Below are 20,311 nucleotides of genomic sequence, written 5' to 3'. Positions count from 1 at the left end.
TGGAAAAAAGATGATGGCAGGATGAGACTATTCTCATAGTACGATGATAAGTGTCAGATAGTTACATCAAATGCAAAAAACACAGGAAATGAATCCTGTGTCTGCCGTACTGCCTACTATTCTTCCCACATGTAACCAAAGCGCGGGATCGTGGTAACATTCTCGCCATATCTGCCCAGCCGCTTACGCAAGCGATAAACGAGCGCGTTGATCTCGGCTCGTCCAACATCGGGAACGCTGCTTACCGTATTCAGCAACCGCTCTGGCCAGACGAGTACCATGATTTCCTCATAACTGACCGCCTGATTCGCACGTTGGTACAAAAGCATGAGCAAATCCATATCTTTTCCGGTCAAATGGATTCTTGCGCCATCGAGACGGATTTCCCTGCGTTCCAGATTGATGACCAAGCCGGAAGTGGAGGTGGTTTCTTTTGGATTCATCAAAGGGAATGAGAACTCCCGCGTCACATCCATCTCGCTACCCTCTGCGAAAAATATCATTTCGACCACGCCTTTGGCCAGCGTAATATGATCACCATGATAAAGAAAATGGGGTGCTTGCTGTATCGGCATTCCGTTTACTTCTGTCCCATGCTTGCTTTGCAAATCAGAAATCGAATATTGATTATTGATTTTCCTTATCACTGCATGCCTTCTGGATATATACGGACTGGAAAAAGCAATGTCTGGTTGTAATTGATTGCCCCGTCTTCCAATCGTACACTCTTCCTTATGTAGAAACTGACGCTTTTGAAGCTGTTCGGGGTCTCCCTTTTTAATCAATACATATATGCCGTCGTCCAACATTCATCACCTCGAAAAGAGTTGGAGCTATCATCAGTATTTATTACAGTACAAATTACGCATAAGTCAACACTTTTCTGAACATATATTAATAGCAAAAAAGCCGCCAATTGTCCAGCCAACGAAAGTGACCGGTCGATTGACAGCTCTATATCATCGCTATCCACAAACGAATAGCGCTCGATTTTCTATGTTGATCGTCTTAGGAGCAGCGCTTGAGAGCAGCAAATTTTTTCGGTTCAATCGCCAGTAGATGACAATCGCCATTCGGGATAAACAGCTTGTAGGACACTCCCTTTGGCACAACGATAAACTCTCCGGCTTCCACCCATATATTACGCTCGTGGTACATCAGCAGCAGTCTGCCTTTAACGACAAACAGCAGTTCATCTTTTTGGTCATTTTGTTGCCAAGGATACTCACCTTGCAGCTTCTCTAGCTTTATAGACTTATCATTCATCTCTCCGACAACCAGAGAGCTCCAGGAATCTTGCAAGCGTGATAAATGTTGTGCGACGTTCACCTTTTCCATGATGATCCTCTCCCCTTTGCACTCTACGATAATATAATTTGCAGGGGAGAGACATAGTAACGAAATGATAAATCATCTCATAAGGAGATGATAAGATACTGAAATTTCTGATATAGTAAACAATAATAGGCAGTTACCCTGAAGGCCTGCCCGTTAACTAGACTGTTCATCTTTATCGTCTCACTACTCTGTCGTGCCAAACCGTTTGGCGTTTCTTGCGCGAGCTCGCTCGATTTCGACTTCTCGATTGCGTGGGTCTGCATTCGTCACGAGCGAATCCAGGAGATTTTTCGGAACAACGGAGACCTCTTGGACCGCACGATGAAAAGCCTCTTCATTGGCCTTCGAAGGCGTGTTGAAGCCCGAGAGCTTTCGCACGAATTGCAAGGCTGCTGCTTGAATCTCATCTTCTGTCGCAGGTGGGTCGAAGTTGAATAAGGTTTTGATGTTTCGGCACATCGCTTACACCTTCTGTTCCCTTTTTTGTATCATTCTACTATACGTAAGCAATGAATCCTAGGTTGGGCTGATTGTGCTTCAAAAAATCTCACTGACGAGGCGTTGTAATGTTAATCGTTTGGGGGTAATTGGTAATCCTTGATAGAATAAATAGGAAGATGATCAGGTAATAAATTTGTACACATAAGGAGATAAAACTATGGCAAATAACAAATTACTAAGAATGGACAATGTTGGCATCGTTGTAGAATCCCTTGATGACGCAATCTCTTTCTTCGAGGAGATTGGCTTGAAGCTTGAAGGGCGGGCTACTGTCGAAGGTGAATGGGCTGGTCGCGTAACTGGGCTGGGTTCACAGTGTGTAGAGATTGCTATGATGGTTACCCCAGATGGCCACAGCAGACTTGAACTTTCGCGATTTCTCACCCCACCTACTATATCCGATCACCGAACCGCTCCTGTAAATTCCCTCGGTTATCTACGCGTCATGTTCGCCGTTGAAGACATTGACGAAATGGTCTCCAGACTCACTAAGCATGGTGCTCAGCTCGTCGGCGAAGTGGTTCAGTACCAGGACTCGTATCGGCTTTGCTACATTCGTGGAATTGAAGGACTTCTAATCGGTTTGGCGGAAGAGCTCGGTAATAAATAAGTGATGTTTAAAAGAAGACTTAACTGAAATATACATTACTAAATACCGCGTTCACGCTCGGGGATGGATGAACTTTTTAACGGAAATCAATGCAAAATCAAATGAAAGGGATTCAACTAACAGGGGCAATGGTTTAATAAATATCTAAAGCGCGGCTGCCGGTATAGATCGGCAGCCGATCTCGCTAACGGGCAGATTAGTAGGATGGAAGGCGTTAGCATTATAAATCACCTCTTTTTTTAGATTTCAACAACAAATCAAATATGAGCTGTCAGAAAAAGAGGTTCGCCGAAGTCTATAATATGGAAACGATTGGGAAATCCAAGCATGTTGCTGTAATGGAAATTCCTAATGGAGATGTTTTCGTATGGTTTGGAAAGTAAGCTGTTCGGGGAAGTGGTTAAAAATTGAACGTAAGATTTGCCGTGGTTGAGGATATGAAACAACTTGAGTCATTTTTTTCAAAACATATCACTCGCGAGAATAAGGCTGTGTACAATGAGGAGTTTCTTTGCCCATTAGGACTTCGAGCAGCCGTAAAAAGACGATCTGTTGTTGTTATGAATAGAGAAGACATCATTATCGCAGCAGCAAGAATCTACCTAAAGAAAAACGGCACAATCTCTCTTTATCAGTTTGCCGTAGAGGAACAGTATCGACATAAGAATCTCATGAAATATCTACTATCACAAATTGGTTACCCGATATTCTCCGCATGCCCGTCAACTCTTGCGTTCAATAATTATTATATGGACTCGAAATGGTCGTTTGTTGAGACGAAAAAGGGAATGAATATTTGGAAGCTTGAACCAGACTTACTTTCTGAGTTGACCTTTCCAAATTGATCGTTGAAGTAACGGGGCCAATAGTTTAAGAGCATTTACGGTGAACCGTATCACAAGTAACGGTAAAGTTGTTTAACTAAGGAGGTCAACCAGTAACAACTGGCTAACCTCCTAATACGAAAAGCAGTAGTTCGCCACAGAGAACCTATTTAAAAATACGATCAATTTCGTTGATTTCTTCTTCTGTCAGGTGGACGTCTACTGTTTTTAAATTATCCAGCATTTGCTCTGCTCTTTGTGCTCCGGGAATGACAACATCCATTGAATCATGTGTGAAATACCAAGCAAGGACTATATGGGCAACTTCGGCATTCTTTTTATTTGCAATTTCACGGAGCTGCTCTACCTTTTCTAGATTTTTTTTGAATTTGTCGCCCTGGAAGTGAGGCATATCTTTGCGTAGATCATTGAATGTCATATTCTTCTTGTATTTACCGGCAAGCAAGCCTGATGCTAGTGGAAAGTATGGAATAAACGAGATGCTATTCTCTGTCGTATATGGAAAGAATTCTTGTTCTGCTTCACGCTGCAGCAAATTATAGTTTCCCTGTAATACATCGACATACCCATCCTTATTCGCTTCTTTCAATTGTTCCAGTGAGAAGTTAGAAACGCCAATTGCTCTAATTTTACCTTCGTCCTTTAGCCGTTTTAGGACTCCAACCGCCTCATCTTTTGGTGTATCCTGATCTGGCGCATGAATATAAAATAAATCTATGTAATCTGTTTGTAGCCTTTTCAAACTATCTTCAACGGCTTGTTTTAAATAAGCAGGCGAATTATCCATGGTAACATCATTGCCGACAAGTGTAAGGCCACCTTTTGTTGCAAGGATGAGTTCATGACGCTTTCCTGCTTCTTTTATCACTTCACCTATTAACTCCTCTGAACGTCCTGTCCCATAAAAAAACGCTGTATCTAAAATATTCACTCCATGGTTGATCGCAGCCCGCACCAAATCTTTTCCTACTTCTTCATTTAAATTAGGATAAATATTGTGGCCACCCACAGCGCTTGTTCCAAGTCCGATTGGATTGACAACTAAATCTGTTTTACCAATTCGTGTTTGTTTCGTCATTCTCTTCAACTCCCTCTCATTTTTATGCTTAGCGTACGTTTTCGCGCGAGGTTTTACCGGTATTTACATCATAATTCATTACGTTACGTAAGCTTCAAGTGCAAAATGGTTTTTTTTGCATATATATATCTCTGCAACTACAAAAGCTGCCCCTCACAACAACGGGCAGCTTCCTTTACCACGATTTTATTTATACTCATAAAAACAAGGATAAGAATAGGCGAGAAATTCAAAGCCTTTTTTCTCCAAAATCGGTCGACTCATCGGACTCGCATCCACCATCAACAGCGGATAACCGCGTTCCTGTGCCGCTTGTACCCGGACTGCTACGAGGGCCGTATAATAGCCTTTATTTCGGAAGTCGGGCAAAGTAGAGCCTCCCCACAGACTGCCAAAGGACGTATCCTCATGCAAGTACATCCAAGCAGCACTCACTGCCTGATCGCCACTGTACGCAGCGTAAACGAGCAGATGCTCAGGATTTTCGGTCAAATCCCGTTTTAATCTCGCAGCAAGCTCCTCATTAGCACTGCCCCATACCTGCTCCTTCAAGTGCATGATATCATCAATGCCCGCCGCGTCGGTGATTTGCCGTATCTCTGGCGGAATGACAAGGCTTCGTAGCGTCTCTGCCTGCGCCACCTCCAACACAAGCGTCGCTTCCTCCTCATCAACTGTAAAACCATGACCTTTCAGCCTCTCAAGCAAATTAGCCGGTTGGTCATAGTCAAACAGCTTCCACTCAAAGGATTGCTGAAGACTCGAGAAATATTCGAGTTCCTGCTTGATAACTTCCTCTGCATTTTCTTCAGACAGCCTGGAATACAAGACGACTCCGGAATCATCCGGGGTGGGTGAGACGTGACGAACGAGGTGTTCTGTCTCCTCCCGGCGGAGGGGCGGATAGGTGATTTCCAGCCTCATCTCTTTGTCAAAAAGCCGCAATACTTCTGTCTTGTTCATGTTTTCATCCTCCCTTGTCTACATCAGGACTAGTGCAAAATGTTTAGCAAAAACGTTAATGTTCCTATACTGATCACTGTCGTAACCAACACGCTGCTGGAGACGAATTGCGGTCGCATGTTGAATTGGATCGCATAGATCGCTGTAGTGGCGGCAGAAGGCATGGCTGCCAGAACGACCAACACCTTTTGCAGAAGCGGATCAATCGGGAATAACAGACAAATGAGGTAAGCCAAAAGTGGTGACGCCACTAGCCGAATGACGCTCGCAGCACTGAGTCCCTGCCACTCTAGGGCTTTGGTAGAAACATTGGCGAGCTGCATACCCAAGATGAGCATCACAACTGGAATCGCCGCCTGTGCAACGAGATCAATCGCCTGGTAGTAGCTTTGCGGGATGACGATTTGCAGCTGTTGTAGCAAAATCGCGAGAACCACTGCGTAATTGGACGGCTGCTTGAAGATCGCCTTGATGGCCGTCCCCATTCCATTCCCGCCTCGAGAGGCAAAATACACGCCGAATACGCCCATCATGATCGAGTGGAAAACCATGATTTGCACCGCATACGTAAAGCCGGCCTCCCCGAAGGCAAACAAAATAATCGGCGTTCCGTAATTGCCACTGTTCATGAAGGCGGTCGCGAGCATCAGTGCGCTTTCCTGTTGCTTGTCGTATTTGAACATGCGTGCCGTCAATTGCGTGATCACAACGAGAGCAGCCAGCAAAAGCAGCGAAATTACCACGATATAAAATAATTGCAAGTCGAGCTGTGTTTTGTAAAACGTACGAAAGACGAGTGCCGTCGACAAGATGTAAATCGCCAGGGAAGGGATCGGTTTCAAATCCATTTTGAAAATGCGCTGCAAAATATAGCCACTAAGAAAAATGAGCAGGACGGGTAGGATGACTTCCACAAAAATCATGATTCTTCCCTCCTACCGTGCTGCTTCCATGAAGCTTTTTACCTCGAACAGCGTAGGCATGGCGGGAATGGCACCTGATCTCGTTGTCGTGAGTGCACCTGCGGCATTCGCAAAGCGCACCATGTCCTCTAACGTGGCTTGTGGGATATCCAGCATACTTTCCCCCACCTCAAGAAGCTGATAGAGCAGCGCGCCAACAAACGCGTCTCCCGCGCCAGTCGTATCGATCGCGGTTACTTGAAAGCCACCAACTGTGCCGAAATGGTTTCGTGTGCGGTAAAAACACCCCTTTTCCCCCAACGTGACAAAAGCAGCTTGCAGATCATATTGCCCAAGCATCCACGCTGTCGCCTCCACGACATCCTCGCTCCCCACGAGAAAAGCCAGCTCTTCCTCAGACAGCTTGACGATATCGGCCTGCGCCATTCCCTTGAGGGCCAACGCCTTCGCTTCCTCCAGATCGCCCCATAAGGACGCCCGAATATTCGGGTCAAAGGAAAGGAGCAGCTGATGCTGTTTGGCGTACTCGACTGCTTTCCATGTTGCTGATCGGGCTGGCTCATGCGTCAAGGACAGCGTACCGAAATGAAAAATCGCTGCCTGGGCAATCAGCGCCTCGTTCACGTCTTGCTCCCGCAGCATTATGTCTGCACCCGGATTGCGGTAAAAGTGAAAAGAACGATCGCCTGTCTCATCGAGATGGACAAAAGCCAACGTCGTAGGCGCTTCCTCCGTGAGTACGAGCCCTTTTGTGCCAATATTCTGTCTGATCAAGGTTTGCTGCAAAAAACGCCCAAATACATCATTTCCCACCGCACCGATAAAGGAAGTCCGTTTCCCAAAGCGCGATAGAGCGGCAAGTACATTGGCAGGTGCTCCTCCAGGGTTTTGCTCAAATGCGTTGCTGCCCGGCTTTTCCTTCTGCTGTACAGGTGTAAAATCAATCAATAGCTCCCCACATGCAACCACATCTACCATGTTGATTTCCTCCGATGACCGTGATAGCTCCAGTATGTCACAGGTTCTTTTTTTTGCCAATGAAAGCCAGCGGATGTACGAGCATACAACAAAAATGTTAAAATAAGGAAATCAATTAACGTAGTTTTTATTTATCAAAAAGGGGGAATTAATGCAATGCAAGAAAAAAACTCTTTATCCACTGGTCCTTATAACACTCTATCGACAACTGCTTATCAACAGTTGAACAATCTAACTAACAAGGCAGACGGATTTGATTGGGAGCAATTATTAAAAGATGTTTGGCATGATGTTTACAATGGACAAATTACACGAGATTACCTTCAGCTTGCAACAGACAATAATATCGATTATCGTGCCTTAGTCACAACTATATTAAGCTATGCTTCTTCTTACATTCCTTTTGTAGGGTCTGTAATAGGCTTCTTTATTCCTATTATTGATTTGATTTGGCCCCCCTCACAACCCGATTTATTTGATATTTTGCGGCAGCAGATTCAAGATTTAATTAACCAAGCGTTAACAACAGACACATTGAACAAATTACAGGCACTGCTACAAGGTTGGAAAAATGAACTAGATGTTTTAGCTACAGAAGTCAAAAATTTAACCGATCCGAAGACCTCAACTATAGGGAGCACAGTTAATACGATTCACCTTCAATTTGTTCATGATATACCCCAATTTACACTAAAAGACTATGCAGCTTATGCACTTCCTTTATATGTTCAAGCAGCAACCATGCATCTAGGCCTTTTAAAGGAGGCCATTTCTAAACAAACCGATTGGGGAATTAGTGATTCAGATAAAACTAACTTTCTGACTTATCTAAAACAGTGGATCGTGAAGCATAGTGAGAATGTTTATACTCTTTTTGTAACAGGATTACAAAACATACAAGACGATGAATCTAGCCAAATTAGCTCTGCCGACTTTATCTACACGTCAACATTATATGGGTTTGATATTGCTGCATTATGGCCTACTTTTGATAAATGGCCTACTAATGACAGTCCGGAAGTTTATCCAACACAAACAGATATAGAACAAACGAGATTCTTATTTTCTGATTTAGTAGGAAGGGTTGACTGGCGAGGCTATCCATCCGCTGGTGATCCAAGCACGTACCTGTATGGAAATTTCCCTGGTGAACTGACGCAAATTTCAACGAGAACATGGGATCGAGTGGATCAGATTCAACAAGTATTAGATAGAGGATACAATCAATCACAAACATATACTTACGGTGATTCTGGTGGAGCTGCAAATGACCCTATCAACATTTCAAGAGACAATCCTATAATTGGAGTAACACCACGGGTTATGAGCCCGTATGTTGGGATCATGATGGATTTTGCAGATGGGACTAGTATAACTAATGGCGGAAGTTATGGATATGACAAGAGGGTTGTAGCACCTGATAACCATAAAGTTCATTTTGTCTTTCCATGGACAGATGAGCTGGGTTGCCAAGATGCAGTGATGAATGCATTTGTTTTCAAAAATCTATATTCCGAAAATGTAATAGGCCTATCAGATCCAACAACTGGAGTATTTACGATTAAAGGAATTCCAGCTGAAAAAGGTTATATTGAGGATGGGAGCTCACTTAAAGTTGTCCAGGAAAGATTGAACGGGACCAACGCGGTTCAGCTTCCACTAGGACCTTCCCTCGTTGTACCTATTACCAATAAACTTGCTGGTCAGTATCACATTCGTGTACGTTATGCAAACCCTTCAGATTCAAGCATTGATATTTGGCAATCAGTTAATGCAGGAAAGCAGACTATTCAAGGCGGTAATTTTACATTTCCAAGTACCAAAAACGTTCAAGATCAAGGGTACGTGCCAGGACAAAATGGTAACTATATGTTGCTTACAATCTCTCTTCCTGATCCTATCTCCTTGCCTTTAGGAGAAATCGATGTACGTCTCGGACAATACACCAGTCAAACCCAGGGTAATCTTTTTATTGATCGGATTGAGTTTGTTCCGGTTCCTGCACCTGTTACTTTATTTTCAAACTCATACAGTGTTTATGCTCCGTTTGGTTTGCCTGCTTCACAAACACTTTGGAGCGGTAATACAATTAACAGTCAGATTTCAATAGAAGGAACCGCAGATCCTGATAGTGACTCAGGAGTACTCCAATTTTATCAAGATTCAACTTTGCAAAAACAGATTGATATACCTGGTTCAGGTCACCATTACAAATATCCTAATACATCGATTCCAAACGGTTTTAATAAAATTATCCTTTCCACAACCCATAGTGTTTATAATGGAATAAAAGGAACAATGACAATTTCCTTGATTACTTAGTTGTTTATAAATAAATTCAAGGTACAATGGACAAAAAGAATGGCTAAAGATCCAGACATGATCTGTGATCTCTAGCCTTTTCCTTTTAATAGATCGTCAAATCCCACGTACTGGTCTTTTGTCTCTGTATACGGATACGGAACTAAATTCATTCCTTCCTCGTACAGATTCTCACAAACAAATCCACCCTTCTCCAAACAAATGGGAAGGGATGGCGTTGGTGAAAAGCAAATAACTCCGGATTCCCTACCGAAAGGAGTCGTACCATGAATTTTAATCTGGATGAAGCGATTGAGGTTCTAGCGCGTACGCCACAAGCATTGGAATCCTTGTTATCGGGCTTATCGGATGGGTGGTTGCTGCACAACGAAGGCGACGACACCTGGAATGCCACCGACGTGATCGAACACCTTATTGAAGCTGAGAAAACGAATTGGCTCCCACGTCTGGAAATCATTCTGCAAGAGGGAGAGAGTAAACAGTTTCCTCCCTTTGATCGGTATGCTCACTTACAGGACAACTCGGTTAGACCGTTCGAGCAAAAGCTGCTGGACTTCAAAACGCTTCGAGCCCAAAACATAGCCAAGCTGCGAACGCTCGTGGAACCGGAAAAGCATCTGGAATTAACCGGACTCCATCCTGCTTTTGGCGTCGTAAAAGTACGGGAATTGCTCTCTACGTGGGTCGTTCACGATTTAACGCATACGGCGCAAATCGTACGGGTCATGGCAAAAAGGTACACGGCTGATGTAGGGCCATGGAGCGAATATTTAGGTATTCTAACCAAATAATTGAACAGGCAAGGGTAGCTCTGAACGGAAATGTACGTCATCGCTACCCCTGCCTGTCTTTTTACGGCAAAAACAACTGTGGAACCGTATAGAGTGCAGGGGAACCACCCGTATGCAGGAACAATACTTGATCACTCTTGTTAAAATGCCCTTCGCGAATCAAGCCAATCAACCCTGCCATCGCCTTTCCGGTATAGACAGGATCAAGCAAAATCCCCTCAGTCCGAGCAACCAGCTGAACGGCCTCGATCATGCCATCCGTCGGAATCGCATAGCCTGGCCCGACAAACCTGTCATCGCAGAGCACAGCTTCTGCATGTATGTCCCCTTGCAAATCAATCAGTGCTGCTGTACTACGTAGCAAACCCATCACCTTTGCTTCTTGTGCAGCCCGATCGCGGCTTACGTTAATCCCGATCACCTGCGTGTTAGACTGACGCGCCATAAATCCCGCAAGTAAGCCTGCTTGGGTACCGCCGCTTCCCGTTGCCGTCACGACATAATCGTACGGAGTCATCGTTTCCCAAGCCTGCTGCTCGATTTCTTCCGCACACGCCATGTACCCCAAGGACCCGACTTCGTTGGAGCCTCCTACAGGGATCAGATATGGTTTTCTGCCTTGTTTTCGCAGACTTACAGCGAGCTCTTCCATCGCTGCAAGCAAATCTGCCTCTGCGGGAATGACCTCGATTTTTTCTGCTCCGAGCAAGTGGAACAACAGATGATTGCCACTCGCTTGCGGTTGGTAGTCCCCCGTCTCAGGCGCGGACAGCACGAGCTGGCAGTGCAGACCTTCGCGAACTGCCGCCGCAAGTGTCAACCGGCAGTGATTGGATTGGACAGCTCCGCATGTAATCAACGTATCTGCCCCTTGCTCGATTGCCTCCGCCACCAAATACTCCAGCTTTCGCGTCTTGTTTCCACCTGCTGTCAAGCCAAGCATGTCGTCTCGCTTGATAGAAATACTCGGTCCGCCTAACTCTTTGGACAATCGCTCCAGCCTTTCGATTGGTGTATGGCCCTGCGTGTATGTTCTGCGATGGTAACGGATTTTGTTCATGCTTTTCTTCCCTTCTTCTCTCGTATCTTGGAATTAGCCCTGCCAACTTCCTTTGCAAAAATCGTAGTTTTCACAATTGACCTTACCCCTTTCATTCTATACCATTATCTGGTATCCACAATTACGAACAGAGAGGTAAGAAAACACGAATGAATGTCCAAGTTGAAGAAACTGTAAAGAAGCCAAAAGGATTAGGCGGCTGGTTAATCTGGCCGACGATTATGGTCATTCTCAGCCCATTTTCCGTGCTTGCATCCGTTATCGGCATTTTTCAAGATCATGCTGAAGCAATGGAAGGACTCCAACCGTTTATGGAGCAGAGTCTGTTGTTCACTTTGTATTACTACGGCAGCATTTTGTTAGAGATAGGTTTGCTCGCATTTTCACTGATCCTTCTCGTTTTTTATTTCCAGAAAAAGAAACGTGCTCCCCATTTATTTGTTGGCCTGATTCTTTTTTATCTCATCTTGAACATGATCGATTTGTTGGCTTTGGCGAGCTTTGACAGTCTTTTCGGAGATACAAGTCAGTTTGTCAAGCAATCGGGACTAAGATTGCTCCAGACTGGCATTACCGCAATGATCTGGATTCCCTATTTCCGCTTGTCCATACGAGTAAAGAATACATTTGTGAATGAATGAGAGATGGGAATCCCCTCTTCTTGAACGATAGAAAATGCCATTGTAAAAATAAGTAATTAATTAGATAATGTACTAAGTTTGGAAAATTACTATTTTGTTTAGGGGTGGAAAGATGAAGACTTTTTTACGTTTTGCAATGGCAATTGTTCTGCTATTTACCTTGTCTGGCAACGCCTTCGCTTCTCAATCGATGGACCCAAAAGGATATGTAACCAAGTTTACCAGTTTGAAAGAAAGCTATAGCATTGGGGAGCGTGTGAAATTAACGGTGAACACGCAAACGGGTGGTGAGCTCACGAATGTAGTATTTAAAGTGGCCTCTGTCGGAGGCGATAGTATAAGCAATGCGATCACCAGTGTTCAAACTACATACCGAAAGTCTAATGCAACGTATACAACAACAGGTAACTTGACACTATCCTCGGAAGGCGTGTACTTTGTTCAGTTCCAAGCAAAACTAAAATTGAAAGATGGCGAAATAACAATTAAAGAAACCGCCACTATCGAAATACTAAATCCAAATAAAATTACAATGACTGTCACTCCCGGTTCCGTACATGTAAAAAAAGGGACTGAGGTTCCCATTCTGATCAATTACTCTTCGAAGTACACACCGAAATTTACTTACAACACAAAAGTTACAGAGCTTTCAACAACCCGAACCAGCAAGGGAAACAAAAAAGTAATCTTATTCAGTGCGGATCAAGCTGGTGAATACATGCTTACCATCGAAGCAAAAAACAAATACGACGCTGTCACTGACACTGTCAAAATCATCGTCGAATAAGCTGCTTCTACCAACGAAATCCCGTTCCCTTTTTGACAGGGCAACGGGATTTTGTTGGTTTACACCCGCCCCAATGCTTCCCTCAATCGGTCCCGATGCACCCATAACGGCTTTCGTAGTCCCTCCTTCTTCACGATGCCTTCTACAGTTAGCTCATGGAGCGTCTCTGTTACGGTTTCACGAATACACCCCATCATCGTCGCCAGCTCCTGATGCGTCAGGTTCACTGCCAGCTCGATCCATTCTGGTGCGTCAGCCTGGCGCTCTCCTCCGTATTTCTCGCACAGCCTACCGAGCAAATATACGAGACGCTGTCGCACACTTCCATACGCCATGAGCTCCATCATTTCTTCTACCTCTTGCAAGCGATTGGAAACAATCTCGATAAAATGCAAGGCAAGCCTCGGTTTCTCCAGCATCAGCTCTTCAAATTGTCCTTTTTCAATCGAACAAATCACCGAATCTTCCCACGCTTCGGCGTACATATTGGTTGAACTAATCGTAAACGACCCGATCTCGCCAAACACATGACCTGTGCCGAGCAAATCAATCGTCAGCTCTTTGCCGTCAGCCGAAAGCTTGTATAGACGAACCTTCCCAGCCTTGATCAAAAACAGCCTTCTTAGCTCCAGGTAAGGGGAGGAAATTATCGTTCCTTTTTTGACCACTTCCATAGGAGTCGCCGGTTCCAATTGGGCTAGCTCTGCTTCACTTAACGACTGAAACAAATTGATGCGGGATAAAAATTTCTCCTTTTCGATCACCCTGTACTTCCTCCTGCTCACTGTAGGCTGGACTACATATTCTATGGATCACTCCCATTATACTCCTCGTTAAGCAATGGATTTCGAATGAACAAAGGAGTGTAAATCGTTGAACACATTCATCATGATTCTTTCACTGATCTTGGCTTTGATGTTTTCCATCTCTGTGTTAATGAAATTTTTACGCGCAAACTCTATGCTTCAGCACTGGAAGGAATACAGGTACCCCCTTTGGTTTATGGACGTGATTGCCTCACTTGAGCTGGTCGGAGTTATCGGCGTAATTAGCTCCTTTTGGATTCCCGGAGTCTTACCATTCGCTTGTATCCTGTTCGCCATCCTCATGCTCGGTGCTATCCATGCCCATCTTTTTCGGGCAAAGCATAAACCCGTCATGGCGATAAATGCAGGAATTTTGCTTATTTGTTCATTGCTTCTCCTTTGGCTTTAATCGTTTCCGAGCGCTTTCCAGTACGTCTTTTGTCCGTTACTGATCAAGCTTGCTTGTTTCGGAACTTGCTTCATCACCAGGAAAAGATTCAGCATATCGACCGATGAAGCGATTGCGTTTATCAAAATCATAAATTTTAATACAGTAGTGAACAGCCCCAAAAAACCTAGAAGAAAAGGCAACATAACCGAAATGAGCATGAATGGAGCGACGGTAATCAGGATGTATCTTGCTTTTGGAATCTTTTCTTCTGTTGCTACAAACCCGCCAAACAACGTTAGCCCCATCCATGTTTTTTCTGATCTCAAGAAATTCGGGATAAAAATCAAATGCAAGCATTCATGAATAAAGACCAAGGCGAGTAGAGAGAATATCACACCGAAGTCAATGGATATGGATAGCGAGTCAGATGTCAGCCCCAATTCCTGCAAGGTTATTGGCGAAAAAATATGGATGATCCCAAAAACGATGAGTGCATTGATCAGCATGAAAGGAATCGATAAAAGAGTTGCCCTGCCCAAACTCTGTGGTTCATTCAGTGGAACCCATTCATTTTTCATCAACTCAACATGTACATTTTCATGATACTGTGGCAATTTGGTTGTGATTCTCATAAAAAAACCTCCCCTTTCTAGTAAGACGTTCACCCTTTGTAATCAGTTTCTTTAATGGGGAGATAAATAAAAAAGGCTATCTCCAGAGCTTGCTTGGAGACAGCCTTTTTCTCATGGTCATTTATACTTGGTTCAACAAAAACTGTTTGCCATATTCCCCGTGATCCAGAATCGTCGGGTGCTCGATTTGAATCGTCGAATGGTCAATTCCATACTTCGTTTGCAAAATGTGATTAATCGCCAGAATGACACAATACGGCTGGATGCCTTCACGAACGAACACATGCGCTGTCAGGGAGTAATGTTCCGTGGATACCGCCCACAGGTGCAGCTCATGAACATCCTCCACACCCTCTACTTCACTAAGGTCCTGACGGATTTGATCGAGATCAAATTGCTCTGGAACAGATTCCATCAACACGAGCAGCGACTCGCGAATGATTTTGGCACCACCTGTAAAAATAATGCCCCCAATCACCAAGCTAATCAACGGGTCGAACAAGTAGTAGCCGGTCATGTAGATGAGAATCGCCGACGTAATTACACCGACGGAGCTGAGCAAATCTCCAATAAAGTGCCATAACGCGCTTTTTACATTGAGGTTGTCTTCTTCCTTCATACTGCGGGAAAGTACGATGGTCAGCACAATGTTTACAACCAAACCGATGGATGCAATGGTCAGCATCAACTGCAAATCAACGTCTTGCGGATTAATCATCCGCTTGATCCCTTCAATCACGATCCCGATCGAAATCACAGCAAGAGCCAAGCCATTCAAGAACGAAGCAATAATTTCAAAACGGAGAAATCCGAACGTGTACTTCTTCGTCGGCTTACGTGTCGCCATATAAATAGCGGTCATACTCAACCCTAATGCAACGACGTCAGAAATCATATGGGCGGAGTCAGACAGGAGCGCGAGTGAATTGGACATCAAGCCCCCCACAATCTCCACGATCGTAAAAAACAACGTCAATAGGAGCGTAATCCACAATGTTTTCTTCGATGTTTGCTGTTCTTTCACATGATCAAGATGGTGAAAATCACCCTTTTTCATACCTATCACCTCTGTCCATTCAATTTATAAAAATTATAATATAAGAATAAATGTAATCATATCCTCTTTTTCGCTACTATTCAAATGAACATTTTATGGATCATACAAGTGATTTTCATTACCAGTCATGTGGTACCAAAACAAAAAAAGCCTCATCCAAAAGGATTAGGCTGATCACTCCTGATTATGATTCCCTTCCAAAACTCGTCGGATATTGCCCTTGTACTGGGTGAGCAAGCGGCTTGCGTCCTCTGCCTGCAGCCCTGTTTTTTGCATGACGATTGCCAGTTTGGCGTCACCATCTGCCTTCTGCAACAGTACGTCAGCCTCATCAGTGGAGACGTTGGTTGCTTCTGCCACGATTTGTTTTGCCCGTTCCTTCAGTTTCTCATTGGTTACCTGCACATTGACCATCAAATTTTTGTACACTTTCCCCAACCGTACCATGCATCCGGTCGTAATCATATTGAGAACCATCTTCTGGGCCGTCGCTGCTTTTAAGCGAGTCGATCCGGTCACGACCTCTGGCCCTACTACCACATTAATCGCCACATCCACACCTTGGCTGATCTGCGCCACCTGGTTGCAGGACACCGAAATGATTTTTGCCTGCTGCCTTCTTGCTTCCGCCAATGCTCCGATGACATAAGGTGTCCGACCACTCGCTGCAATTCCCACCACGGCATCCCCTGCCTTCACGCCATAGGCAATCACATCTTCCCTGCCGTTCTGCTCCACGTCTTCGGCTCCTTCGACTGCCCTGACAATCGCTTTTTCTCCGCCAGCTATGACCCCCTGCACCAAAGAGGGGTCCGTCCCAAAGGTCGGGGGGCATTCAGCAGCATCGAGCAAGCCCAATCTCCCACTCGTTCCCGCTCCAAAATAAAAGAGTCTTCCGCCGTTTTCCAGACATTCTGCGATCAAATCAACGGCCGCTGCAATCGAAGCCAGCTCCTTTTCAACGGCAAACGCAACTGTTTTATCCTCTTCATTCATAATCTGGACAATTTCCATCGTAGAGAATTTATCCAGCTCTTCCGTATTCCGATTCCTTGTTTCTGTCGTTAAATCACGCAGGTGAAACTTCATCCAGTTACCTCCCACCCATCTACACTCATCTTCTCTTTCTACCCCATACCATGCTGCTTTTTCTCCGATGGAAACAGGCTGACCGGAAGATGTCCAGCGGCCTTTCGTTCGCCGAACAAAATGTCTGCCACAAGCTCTATGGCTTGGTACGTATGGTCGTAAACGGCAAGATACGCATCCACCTCTGGCATTACCAAGAAATCATACGGGTTTCGCAGGGCGACAGCCACGACCTTTTTCCCCTGTTGAATGAGCCGATTCACCAGCAGCGATTGGCCTTTAAAAATATGGGCATTGTACGTAAAAACGACGATTTGCTCCGTGGCTAACATCGCATGCGCCGCCATCTCCACTTCATCCTCAGTCGGGTTGAGCGTCGACATCATATAGTATTCAACTTCACGGTATTTTCTCAATGGTTCGACCAGATCGCCAGAAGCTGCTTGCCCATCCTCTGCCAAAGTAAGGTTGGCAATCCCAGGAAAAATGACACCGAGCAGATGCGTGCTTCTCTGTAAAGGAAGTAGCTGATGTTGATTTTTCACTAAGGTTATGGCTTGGGCGAGTGCACTTTTCGCCATGTCTGCATGCTGGACACGGTCAAAGGAAGGGCCTTTTGCATGCAAGCAATGTTCCCAGGAAAGAAATCGTTTCTTTAATTGAAGCACGCGATTTACAGCTTTGTTGACCCGCTCCTCCGACAGCTCCCCCGAATGAATGGCTGCAACGAGTCGATCGTACGTTTTTTGCTGAACTTCATGCGTGTGGGAAACCAGCACAAGATCAATCCCAGCCTGCACACAACGAACCGCCGCTTCTGCAACCCCGATGGTACCCGCAATGGCTGCCATCTCCATGCAATCCGTAATCGCGACCCCATCAAAGCCGAGTGACTCACGCAATATTCCCGTTACGATCTCCTTGGAATACGTAGCAGGAGAGCCCGACTCATCCATACTGGGCAAACTGATATGTCCAACCATTACCATGGGGACTCCTGCCGCAATGCAGCGCTGGAATGGAATCAACTCGACTTGATCCAATCGCGTCCGATCATGCCCAAGCACAGGAACGGCTTCATGTGAATCGATGCTCGTATCACCATGACCAGGGAAGTGCTTGATAGCGGGAATGACACCACTCGCAAGCAAGCCTTGAATGGCGGCCTCACCAAACCGCGCTACCTGCTCTGGCGCTTCTCCAAAAGATCGCACCCCAATGACAGGATTGTCCGGATTGTTGTTCACATCGACTGTCGGGGCGAAATTGACTGAAATCCCTGCTGCACGTAGCTCCTCACCTGTTGCCTCGTAGATGCGCTTGGCTTGATCGAGATTGCCTGTGGCCCCCAAAGCCATCGCTCCTGGGAAGCGCGTCGCCCCTTTTTGCAGACGGGAAACCACGCCATTTTCCTGATCAGTTCCGACCAACAGCGGATAGGGATGCCAAGACTCATACGCCCAGCTCTGGAGCTTCTGTACGCGTCGATAAGTCTCCTCCGGTGTCCCGATATTGCGGCTAAAAAGAATCACGCTGCCAATCTGTTTTTGTTTGATCCACACTTCCATTTCTTCGGGAATATCCAGCGTAGGGTAACCGATCATCAGCAGTTGCCCGACCTTCTGTTCCACCGTCATATGTTCGGCTTGCATGGAATCCTCCTCCCTACTGACCCACTCTTGTTAAGAGAATGTTTTGCCGTACTTCGCATACTGCTTCCAGCTGCGATACCCGAGCCTCGCATAGAAATCGACCAGCGTCGTCCAATCGATGACAATGTTTGATATACCGCGATTTCGTAAAGCCACAATGCCTGCCTCCACAATCGCCAGTCCCAGGCCCCGTCCTCTGTACTCCGCATCCACGCCCAACGGACCGACGCCGCCCAGCCCATCTGCAAACAAAGGTGCCCAGTAGACGTTTTGGGCAATAAATGGGGAATTGGCATCATTGATCCGGCAAAAACCGACGATCTCACCGTGCAGCTCCACCACGACAAATTCGCGTCCGGTTCCTCCCCGCTGAAAATAGTGTATGGCTTCATACTCCCAGCGCCCCGGAAAGCATCGATGCAAGAAGGTCAAAAAGGCATCTTCGTCCTCCCTCGTCAACAGTCGAAAGCGGCCATCTGGTACCTCTGGCAACTCCAGCTCTGCTGGTTCGGGATACTGCCCTAGCAGATCGTTCTCCAACCGATCCTCCGAGTGATACCCTTGTCGCTCAAACCATGCTTTTACCTCCGCAGATTCATCGGGTATGCCCGGGAAGTAATGATACGGATCGCGCCCCAGCAAGACCTTTTCCACCCCTTGCTCTCGCAATGCATTTTCTGCTCTTGCCAGCAATTCACGTCCGACCCCTTGCCCGCGATGTGCTGTAGACACGAGCAAGACCTGTATCCAGCCAATGCCTTTTCCCAACTGAATGTCGAGCCTTTCCTGCCAGCATTTGGCTACGACAAAACCTACGGGACGCTGCGTCACAGCATCTACCGCAATCCACGACCCGGCTTTGACTACATTCTGATCCTCGAAGCTATTTTGCCGCATGAGCTCCGTCCGCATGGGAAAGCGATCACCCAACTCCTGATTCCACAGCTCGCACAGAGCGTCCGCATATTGATCGTCCCAAGGTACGTATTGCATCGGATGCTTGCCTCCCTTACGCCCTATTTCAATCCAGAAGTTTTGGAGCCTTCCACAAAATATTTCTCGGCAAACAGAAACACGATCAAAATCGGGATCAAGCTGATCAAGGCCCCTGCTACCAGCAGTTGATCCTCTGTCTTGTATTGACCGCTCAAAGACAAAATCCCGATCGGCAGCGTAAAGTTCTCGTCCGAAATGAGATAAATGACTGGCGCCAAAATCTCATTCCACTTCCCCATAAACGTAAAGACTGCCAGTGTTGCCAAGGAAGGCTTGCACATCGGCAAAAACACTCGCCAGTAAATCTGGAACGGATTGCAGCCATCCAGCTTTGCCGCTTCCTCGTAATCCTTCGGGATATTTAAAAATGCTTGCCTCATTAAAAAAATGGCAAACGGCTGTCCGAGCCACTCCAAAATCCAAAGCGGAGCCAACGTGTCGAGCAGTCCCAAATTTTTAAAGATAATAAACTGCGGGACTATCGTGACGATCCCCGGGATCATCATCGTTCCCAGCACGATCATGAACAGCGTATCGCGGAAAGGAAAACGCAGCCTGGCAAAGGCAAAGGCAATCATCGAGCTGGACAATAAAGCCCCGATAACAGAAAGAATCGCGACAATCAGACTATTGATCGTATAGCTGCTAAAATTCGCCTGTTCCCACACGGTTGTATAGTTGCTCCACTGTGTTGGATTGGGCAGCCATTCTGGCGGAAATTGCATGTACTGCTTGTAGGTTTTCAGCGAGTTAAACACGGTCGTCAAAAACGGTGCCAGCATAATCAACGCACTCGCTATGACAAACAGGTATCCAACGATTTTATTGAGTGGAAAACGCTTTTGCATGGT

22 protein-coding genes are annotated in these 20,311 nt (G+C 45.7%); 7 read left to right on the top strand and 15 right to left on the bottom strand.

What is annotated here, in order from left to right:
* Positions 1-116: 116 nt before the first annotated feature.
* The 3 genes from ODZ53_RS17210 to ODZ53_RS17200 form a co-directional block, all read right to left on the bottom strand.
* Positions 117-809, bottom strand: coding sequence for an FHA domain-containing protein (locus tag ODZ53_RS17210; RefSeq protein ID WP_087343143.1), 693 nt, complete (start codon positions 807-809; stop codon positions 117-119).
* A gap of 199 nt (positions 810-1,008) precedes the next feature.
* On the bottom strand, positions 1,009-1,338 hold the full coding sequence (locus ODZ53_RS17205; RefSeq protein ID WP_372678607.1) for a cupin domain-containing protein: 330 nt from the start codon (positions 1,336-1,338) through the stop codon (positions 1,009-1,011).
* A 183-nt stretch (positions 1,339-1,521) separates the two neighbouring features.
* Positions 1,522-1,797 (bottom strand): DUF2277 domain-containing protein, encoded by a 276-nt coding sequence (locus tag ODZ53_RS17200; RefSeq protein WP_372678605.1) that lies wholly within the window; start codon positions 1,795-1,797, stop codon positions 1,522-1,524.
* A gap of 199 nt (positions 1,798-1,996) precedes the next feature.
* On the opposite strand from ODZ53_RS17200, the gene ODZ53_RS17195 reads away from it, so the two are divergent.
* Positions 1,997-2,449, top strand: a complete 453-nt coding sequence (locus tag ODZ53_RS17195) for a VOC family protein (RefSeq protein ID WP_372678603.1) — start codon at positions 1,997-1,999, stop codon at positions 2,447-2,449.
* 407 nt (positions 2,450-2,856) lie between these two features.
* Entirely contained in the window at positions 2,857-3,294 is a 438-nt protein-coding gene (locus ODZ53_RS17190; protein ID WP_372678601.1) for an N-acetyltransferase, read from the top strand.
* 145 nt (positions 3,295-3,439) lie between these two features.
* On the opposite strand, the gene ODZ53_RS17185 is transcribed toward ODZ53_RS17190, so the two are convergent.
* From ODZ53_RS17185 to ODZ53_RS17170, 4 genes are all read right to left on the bottom strand, one after another.
* Positions 3,440-4,372 (bottom strand): aldo/keto reductase, encoded by a 933-nt coding sequence (locus tag ODZ53_RS17185; RefSeq protein WP_372678599.1) that lies wholly within the window; start codon positions 4,370-4,372, stop codon positions 3,440-3,442.
* Positions 4,373-4,558: 186 nt separating this feature from the next.
* Positions 4,559-5,335, bottom strand: coding sequence for a GNAT family N-acetyltransferase (locus ODZ53_RS17180; protein ID WP_372678597.1), 777 nt, complete (start codon positions 5,333-5,335; stop codon positions 4,559-4,561).
* Between the two features lie 29 nt (positions 5,336-5,364).
* Positions 5,365-6,258, bottom strand: coding sequence for an AEC family transporter (locus tag ODZ53_RS17175; protein ID WP_372678595.1), 894 nt, complete (start codon positions 6,256-6,258; stop codon positions 5,365-5,367).
* Positions 6,259-6,270: 12 nt separating this feature from the next.
* Positions 6,271-7,236 carry a carbohydrate kinase family protein gene (locus ODZ53_RS17170; RefSeq protein ID WP_372678593.1) on the bottom strand — a complete coding sequence of 322 codons (966 nt, stop codon included), beginning with the start codon at positions 7,234-7,236 and terminating at the stop codon, positions 6,271-6,273.
* Positions 7,237-7,392: 156 nt separating this feature from the next.
* Between ODZ53_RS17170 and ODZ53_RS17165 the strand changes: the two genes are divergently transcribed.
* Together ODZ53_RS17165 and ODZ53_RS17160 are read left to right on the top strand one after the other, a co-directional pair.
* Positions 7,393-9,558: an insecticidal delta-endotoxin Cry8Ea1 family protein gene (locus tag ODZ53_RS17165; RefSeq protein ID WP_372678591.1), complete on the top strand. Its 2,166-nt coding sequence runs from the start codon at positions 7,393-7,395 to the stop codon at positions 9,556-9,558.
* Positions 9,559-9,824: 266 nt separating this feature from the next.
* Entirely contained in the window at positions 9,825-10,349 is a 525-nt protein-coding gene (locus ODZ53_RS17160; RefSeq protein WP_372678589.1) for a DinB family protein, read from the top strand.
* 61 nt (positions 10,350-10,410) lie between these two features.
* On the opposite strand, the gene cuyA is transcribed toward ODZ53_RS17160, so the two are convergent.
* Entirely contained in the window at positions 10,411-11,409 is a 999-nt protein-coding gene (gene cuyA / locus ODZ53_RS17155) for a D-cysteate sulfo-lyase (RefSeq protein WP_372678587.1), read from the bottom strand.
* Between the two features lie 149 nt (positions 11,410-11,558).
* Here cuyA and ODZ53_RS17150 point away from each other — a divergent pair, with 149 nt between their 5' ends.
* Both ODZ53_RS17150 and ODZ53_RS17145 read left to right on the top strand, forming a co-directional pair.
* Positions 11,559-12,050 carry a DUF2569 domain-containing protein gene (locus tag ODZ53_RS17150; RefSeq protein WP_372678585.1) on the top strand — a complete coding sequence of 164 codons (492 nt, stop codon included), beginning with the start codon at positions 11,559-11,561 and terminating at the stop codon, positions 12,048-12,050.
* A gap of 112 nt (positions 12,051-12,162) precedes the next feature.
* Positions 12,163-12,837, top strand: a complete 675-nt coding sequence (locus ODZ53_RS17145; RefSeq protein WP_372678583.1) for a hypothetical protein — start codon at positions 12,163-12,165, stop codon at positions 12,835-12,837.
* 59 nt (positions 12,838-12,896) lie between these two features.
* Here the strand turns inward: ODZ53_RS17145 and ODZ53_RS17140 are convergent, their stop codons facing one another.
* Positions 12,897-13,601, bottom strand: coding sequence for a Crp/Fnr family transcriptional regulator (locus tag ODZ53_RS17140; RefSeq protein WP_372678581.1), 705 nt, complete (start codon positions 13,599-13,601; stop codon positions 12,897-12,899).
* A 109-nt stretch (positions 13,602-13,710) separates the two neighbouring features.
* Between ODZ53_RS17140 and ODZ53_RS17135 the strand changes: the two genes are divergently transcribed.
* The gene (locus tag ODZ53_RS17135) at positions 13,711-14,052 is read left to right on the top strand and encodes a DoxX family protein (RefSeq protein WP_372678579.1); all 342 of its coding nucleotides are present in this window, start codon (positions 13,711-13,713) and stop codon (positions 14,050-14,052) included.
* On the opposite strand, the gene ODZ53_RS17130 is transcribed toward ODZ53_RS17135, so the two are convergent.
* The 6 genes from ODZ53_RS17130 to ODZ53_RS17105 form a co-directional block, all read right to left on the bottom strand.
* Positions 14,049-14,666, bottom strand: coding sequence for a DUF3267 domain-containing protein (locus ODZ53_RS17130; protein ID WP_372678577.1), 618 nt, complete (start codon positions 14,664-14,666; stop codon positions 14,049-14,051). The genes ODZ53_RS17135 and ODZ53_RS17130 overlap by 4 nt on opposite strands.
* A gap of 121 nt (positions 14,667-14,787) precedes the next feature.
* Positions 14,788-15,723 (bottom strand): cation diffusion facilitator family transporter, encoded by a 936-nt coding sequence (locus ODZ53_RS17125; protein ID WP_199929729.1) that lies wholly within the window; start codon positions 15,721-15,723, stop codon positions 14,788-14,790.
* Positions 15,724-15,897: 174 nt separating this feature from the next.
* The gene (gene murQ / locus ODZ53_RS17120; RefSeq protein WP_372678575.1) at positions 15,898-16,812 is read right to left on the bottom strand and encodes an N-acetylmuramic acid 6-phosphate etherase; all 915 of its coding nucleotides are present in this window, start codon (positions 16,810-16,812) and stop codon (positions 15,898-15,900) included.
* Positions 16,813-16,850: 38 nt separating this feature from the next.
* Complete coding sequence (locus ODZ53_RS17115) at positions 16,851-18,464, bottom strand: glycoside hydrolase family 3 protein (RefSeq protein ID WP_372678573.1); 1,614 nt, start codon at positions 18,462-18,464, stop codon at positions 16,851-16,853.
* A gap of 30 nt (positions 18,465-18,494) precedes the next feature.
* Entirely contained in the window at positions 18,495-19,457 is a 963-nt protein-coding gene (locus ODZ53_RS17110; RefSeq protein WP_372678571.1) for a GNAT family N-acetyltransferase, read from the bottom strand.
* 23 nt (positions 19,458-19,480) lie between these two features.
* Positions 19,481-20,308, bottom strand: coding sequence for a carbohydrate ABC transporter permease (locus ODZ53_RS17105; RefSeq protein WP_199929725.1), 828 nt, complete (start codon positions 20,306-20,308; stop codon positions 19,481-19,483).
* Positions 20,309-20,311 lie beyond the last annotated feature (3 nt).

It is taken from the genome of Brevibacillus sp. BD137 (assembly GCF_041644655.1).
GTDB classification, from domain to species: domain Bacteria; phylum Bacillota; class Bacilli; order Brevibacillales; family Brevibacillaceae; genus Brevibacillus; species Brevibacillus brevis_D.
Note: the sequence above shows the minus strand (reverse complement) of the source record. Positions and strands in the feature narration are given on the sequence as shown.

Bases quoted from the DNA above. Each gene is read 5' to 3' on its own strand.
- ODZ53_RS17210 (WP_087343143.1), bottom strand. From the start codon at position 809: ATGTTGGACGACGGCATATATGTATTGATTAAAAAGGGAGACCCCGAA.
- ODZ53_RS17205 (WP_372678607.1), bottom strand. From the start codon at position 1,338: ATGGAAAAGGTGAACGTCGCACAACATTTATCACGCTTGCAAGATTCC.
- ODZ53_RS17200 (WP_372678605.1), bottom strand. From the start codon at position 1,797: ATGTGCCGAAACATCAAAACCTTATTCAACTTCGACCCACCTGCGACA.
- ODZ53_RS17195 (WP_372678603.1), top strand. From the start codon at position 1,997: ATGGCAAATAACAAATTACTAAGAATGGACAATGTTGGCATCGTTGTA.
- ODZ53_RS17185 (WP_372678599.1), bottom strand. From the start codon at position 4,372: ATGACGAAACAAACACGAATTGGTAAAACAGATTTAGTTGTCAATCCA.
- ODZ53_RS17180 (WP_372678597.1), bottom strand. From the start codon at position 5,335: ATGAACAAGACAGAAGTATTGCGGCTTTTTGACAAAGAGATGAGGCTG.
- ODZ53_RS17175 (WP_372678595.1), bottom strand. From the start codon at position 6,258: ATGATTTTTGTGGAAGTCATCCTACCCGTCCTGCTCATTTTTCTTAGT.
- ODZ53_RS17170 (WP_372678593.1), bottom strand. From the start codon at position 7,236: ATGGTAGATGTGGTTGCATGTGGGGAGCTATTGATTGATTTTACACCT.
- ODZ53_RS17165 (WP_372678591.1), top strand. From the start codon at position 7,393: ATGCAAGAAAAAAACTCTTTATCCACTGGTCCTTATAACACTCTATCG.
- ODZ53_RS17160 (WP_372678589.1), top strand. From the start codon at position 9,825: ATGAATTTTAATCTGGATGAAGCGATTGAGGTTCTAGCGCGTACGCCA.
- cuyA (WP_372678587.1), bottom strand. From the start codon at position 11,409: ATGAACAAAATCCGTTACCATCGCAGAACATACACGCAGGGCCATACA.
- ODZ53_RS17150 (WP_372678585.1), top strand. From the start codon at position 11,559: ATGAATGTCCAAGTTGAAGAAACTGTAAAGAAGCCAAAAGGATTAGGC.
- ODZ53_RS17145 (WP_372678583.1), top strand. From the start codon at position 12,163: ATGAAGACTTTTTTACGTTTTGCAATGGCAATTGTTCTGCTATTTACC.
- ODZ53_RS17130 (WP_372678577.1), bottom strand. From the start codon at position 14,666: ATGAGAATCACAACCAAATTGCCACAGTATCATGAAAATGTACATGTT.
- ODZ53_RS17125 (WP_199929729.1), bottom strand. From the start codon at position 15,723: ATGAAAAAGGGTGATTTTCACCATCTTGATCATGTGAAAGAACAGCAA.
- murQ (WP_372678575.1), bottom strand. From the start codon at position 16,812: ATGAAGTTTCACCTGCGTGATTTAACGACAGAAACAAGGAATCGGAAT.
- ODZ53_RS17115 (WP_372678573.1), bottom strand. From the start codon at position 18,464: ATGCAAGCCGAACATATGACGGTGGAACAGAAGGTCGGGCAACTGCTG.
- ODZ53_RS17110 (WP_372678571.1), bottom strand. From the start codon at position 19,457: ATGCAATACGTACCTTGGGACGATCAATATGCGGACGCTCTGTGCGAG.
- ODZ53_RS17105 (WP_199929725.1), bottom strand. From the start codon at position 20,308: ATGCAAAAGCGTTTTCCACTCAATAAAATCGTTGGATACCTGTTTGTC.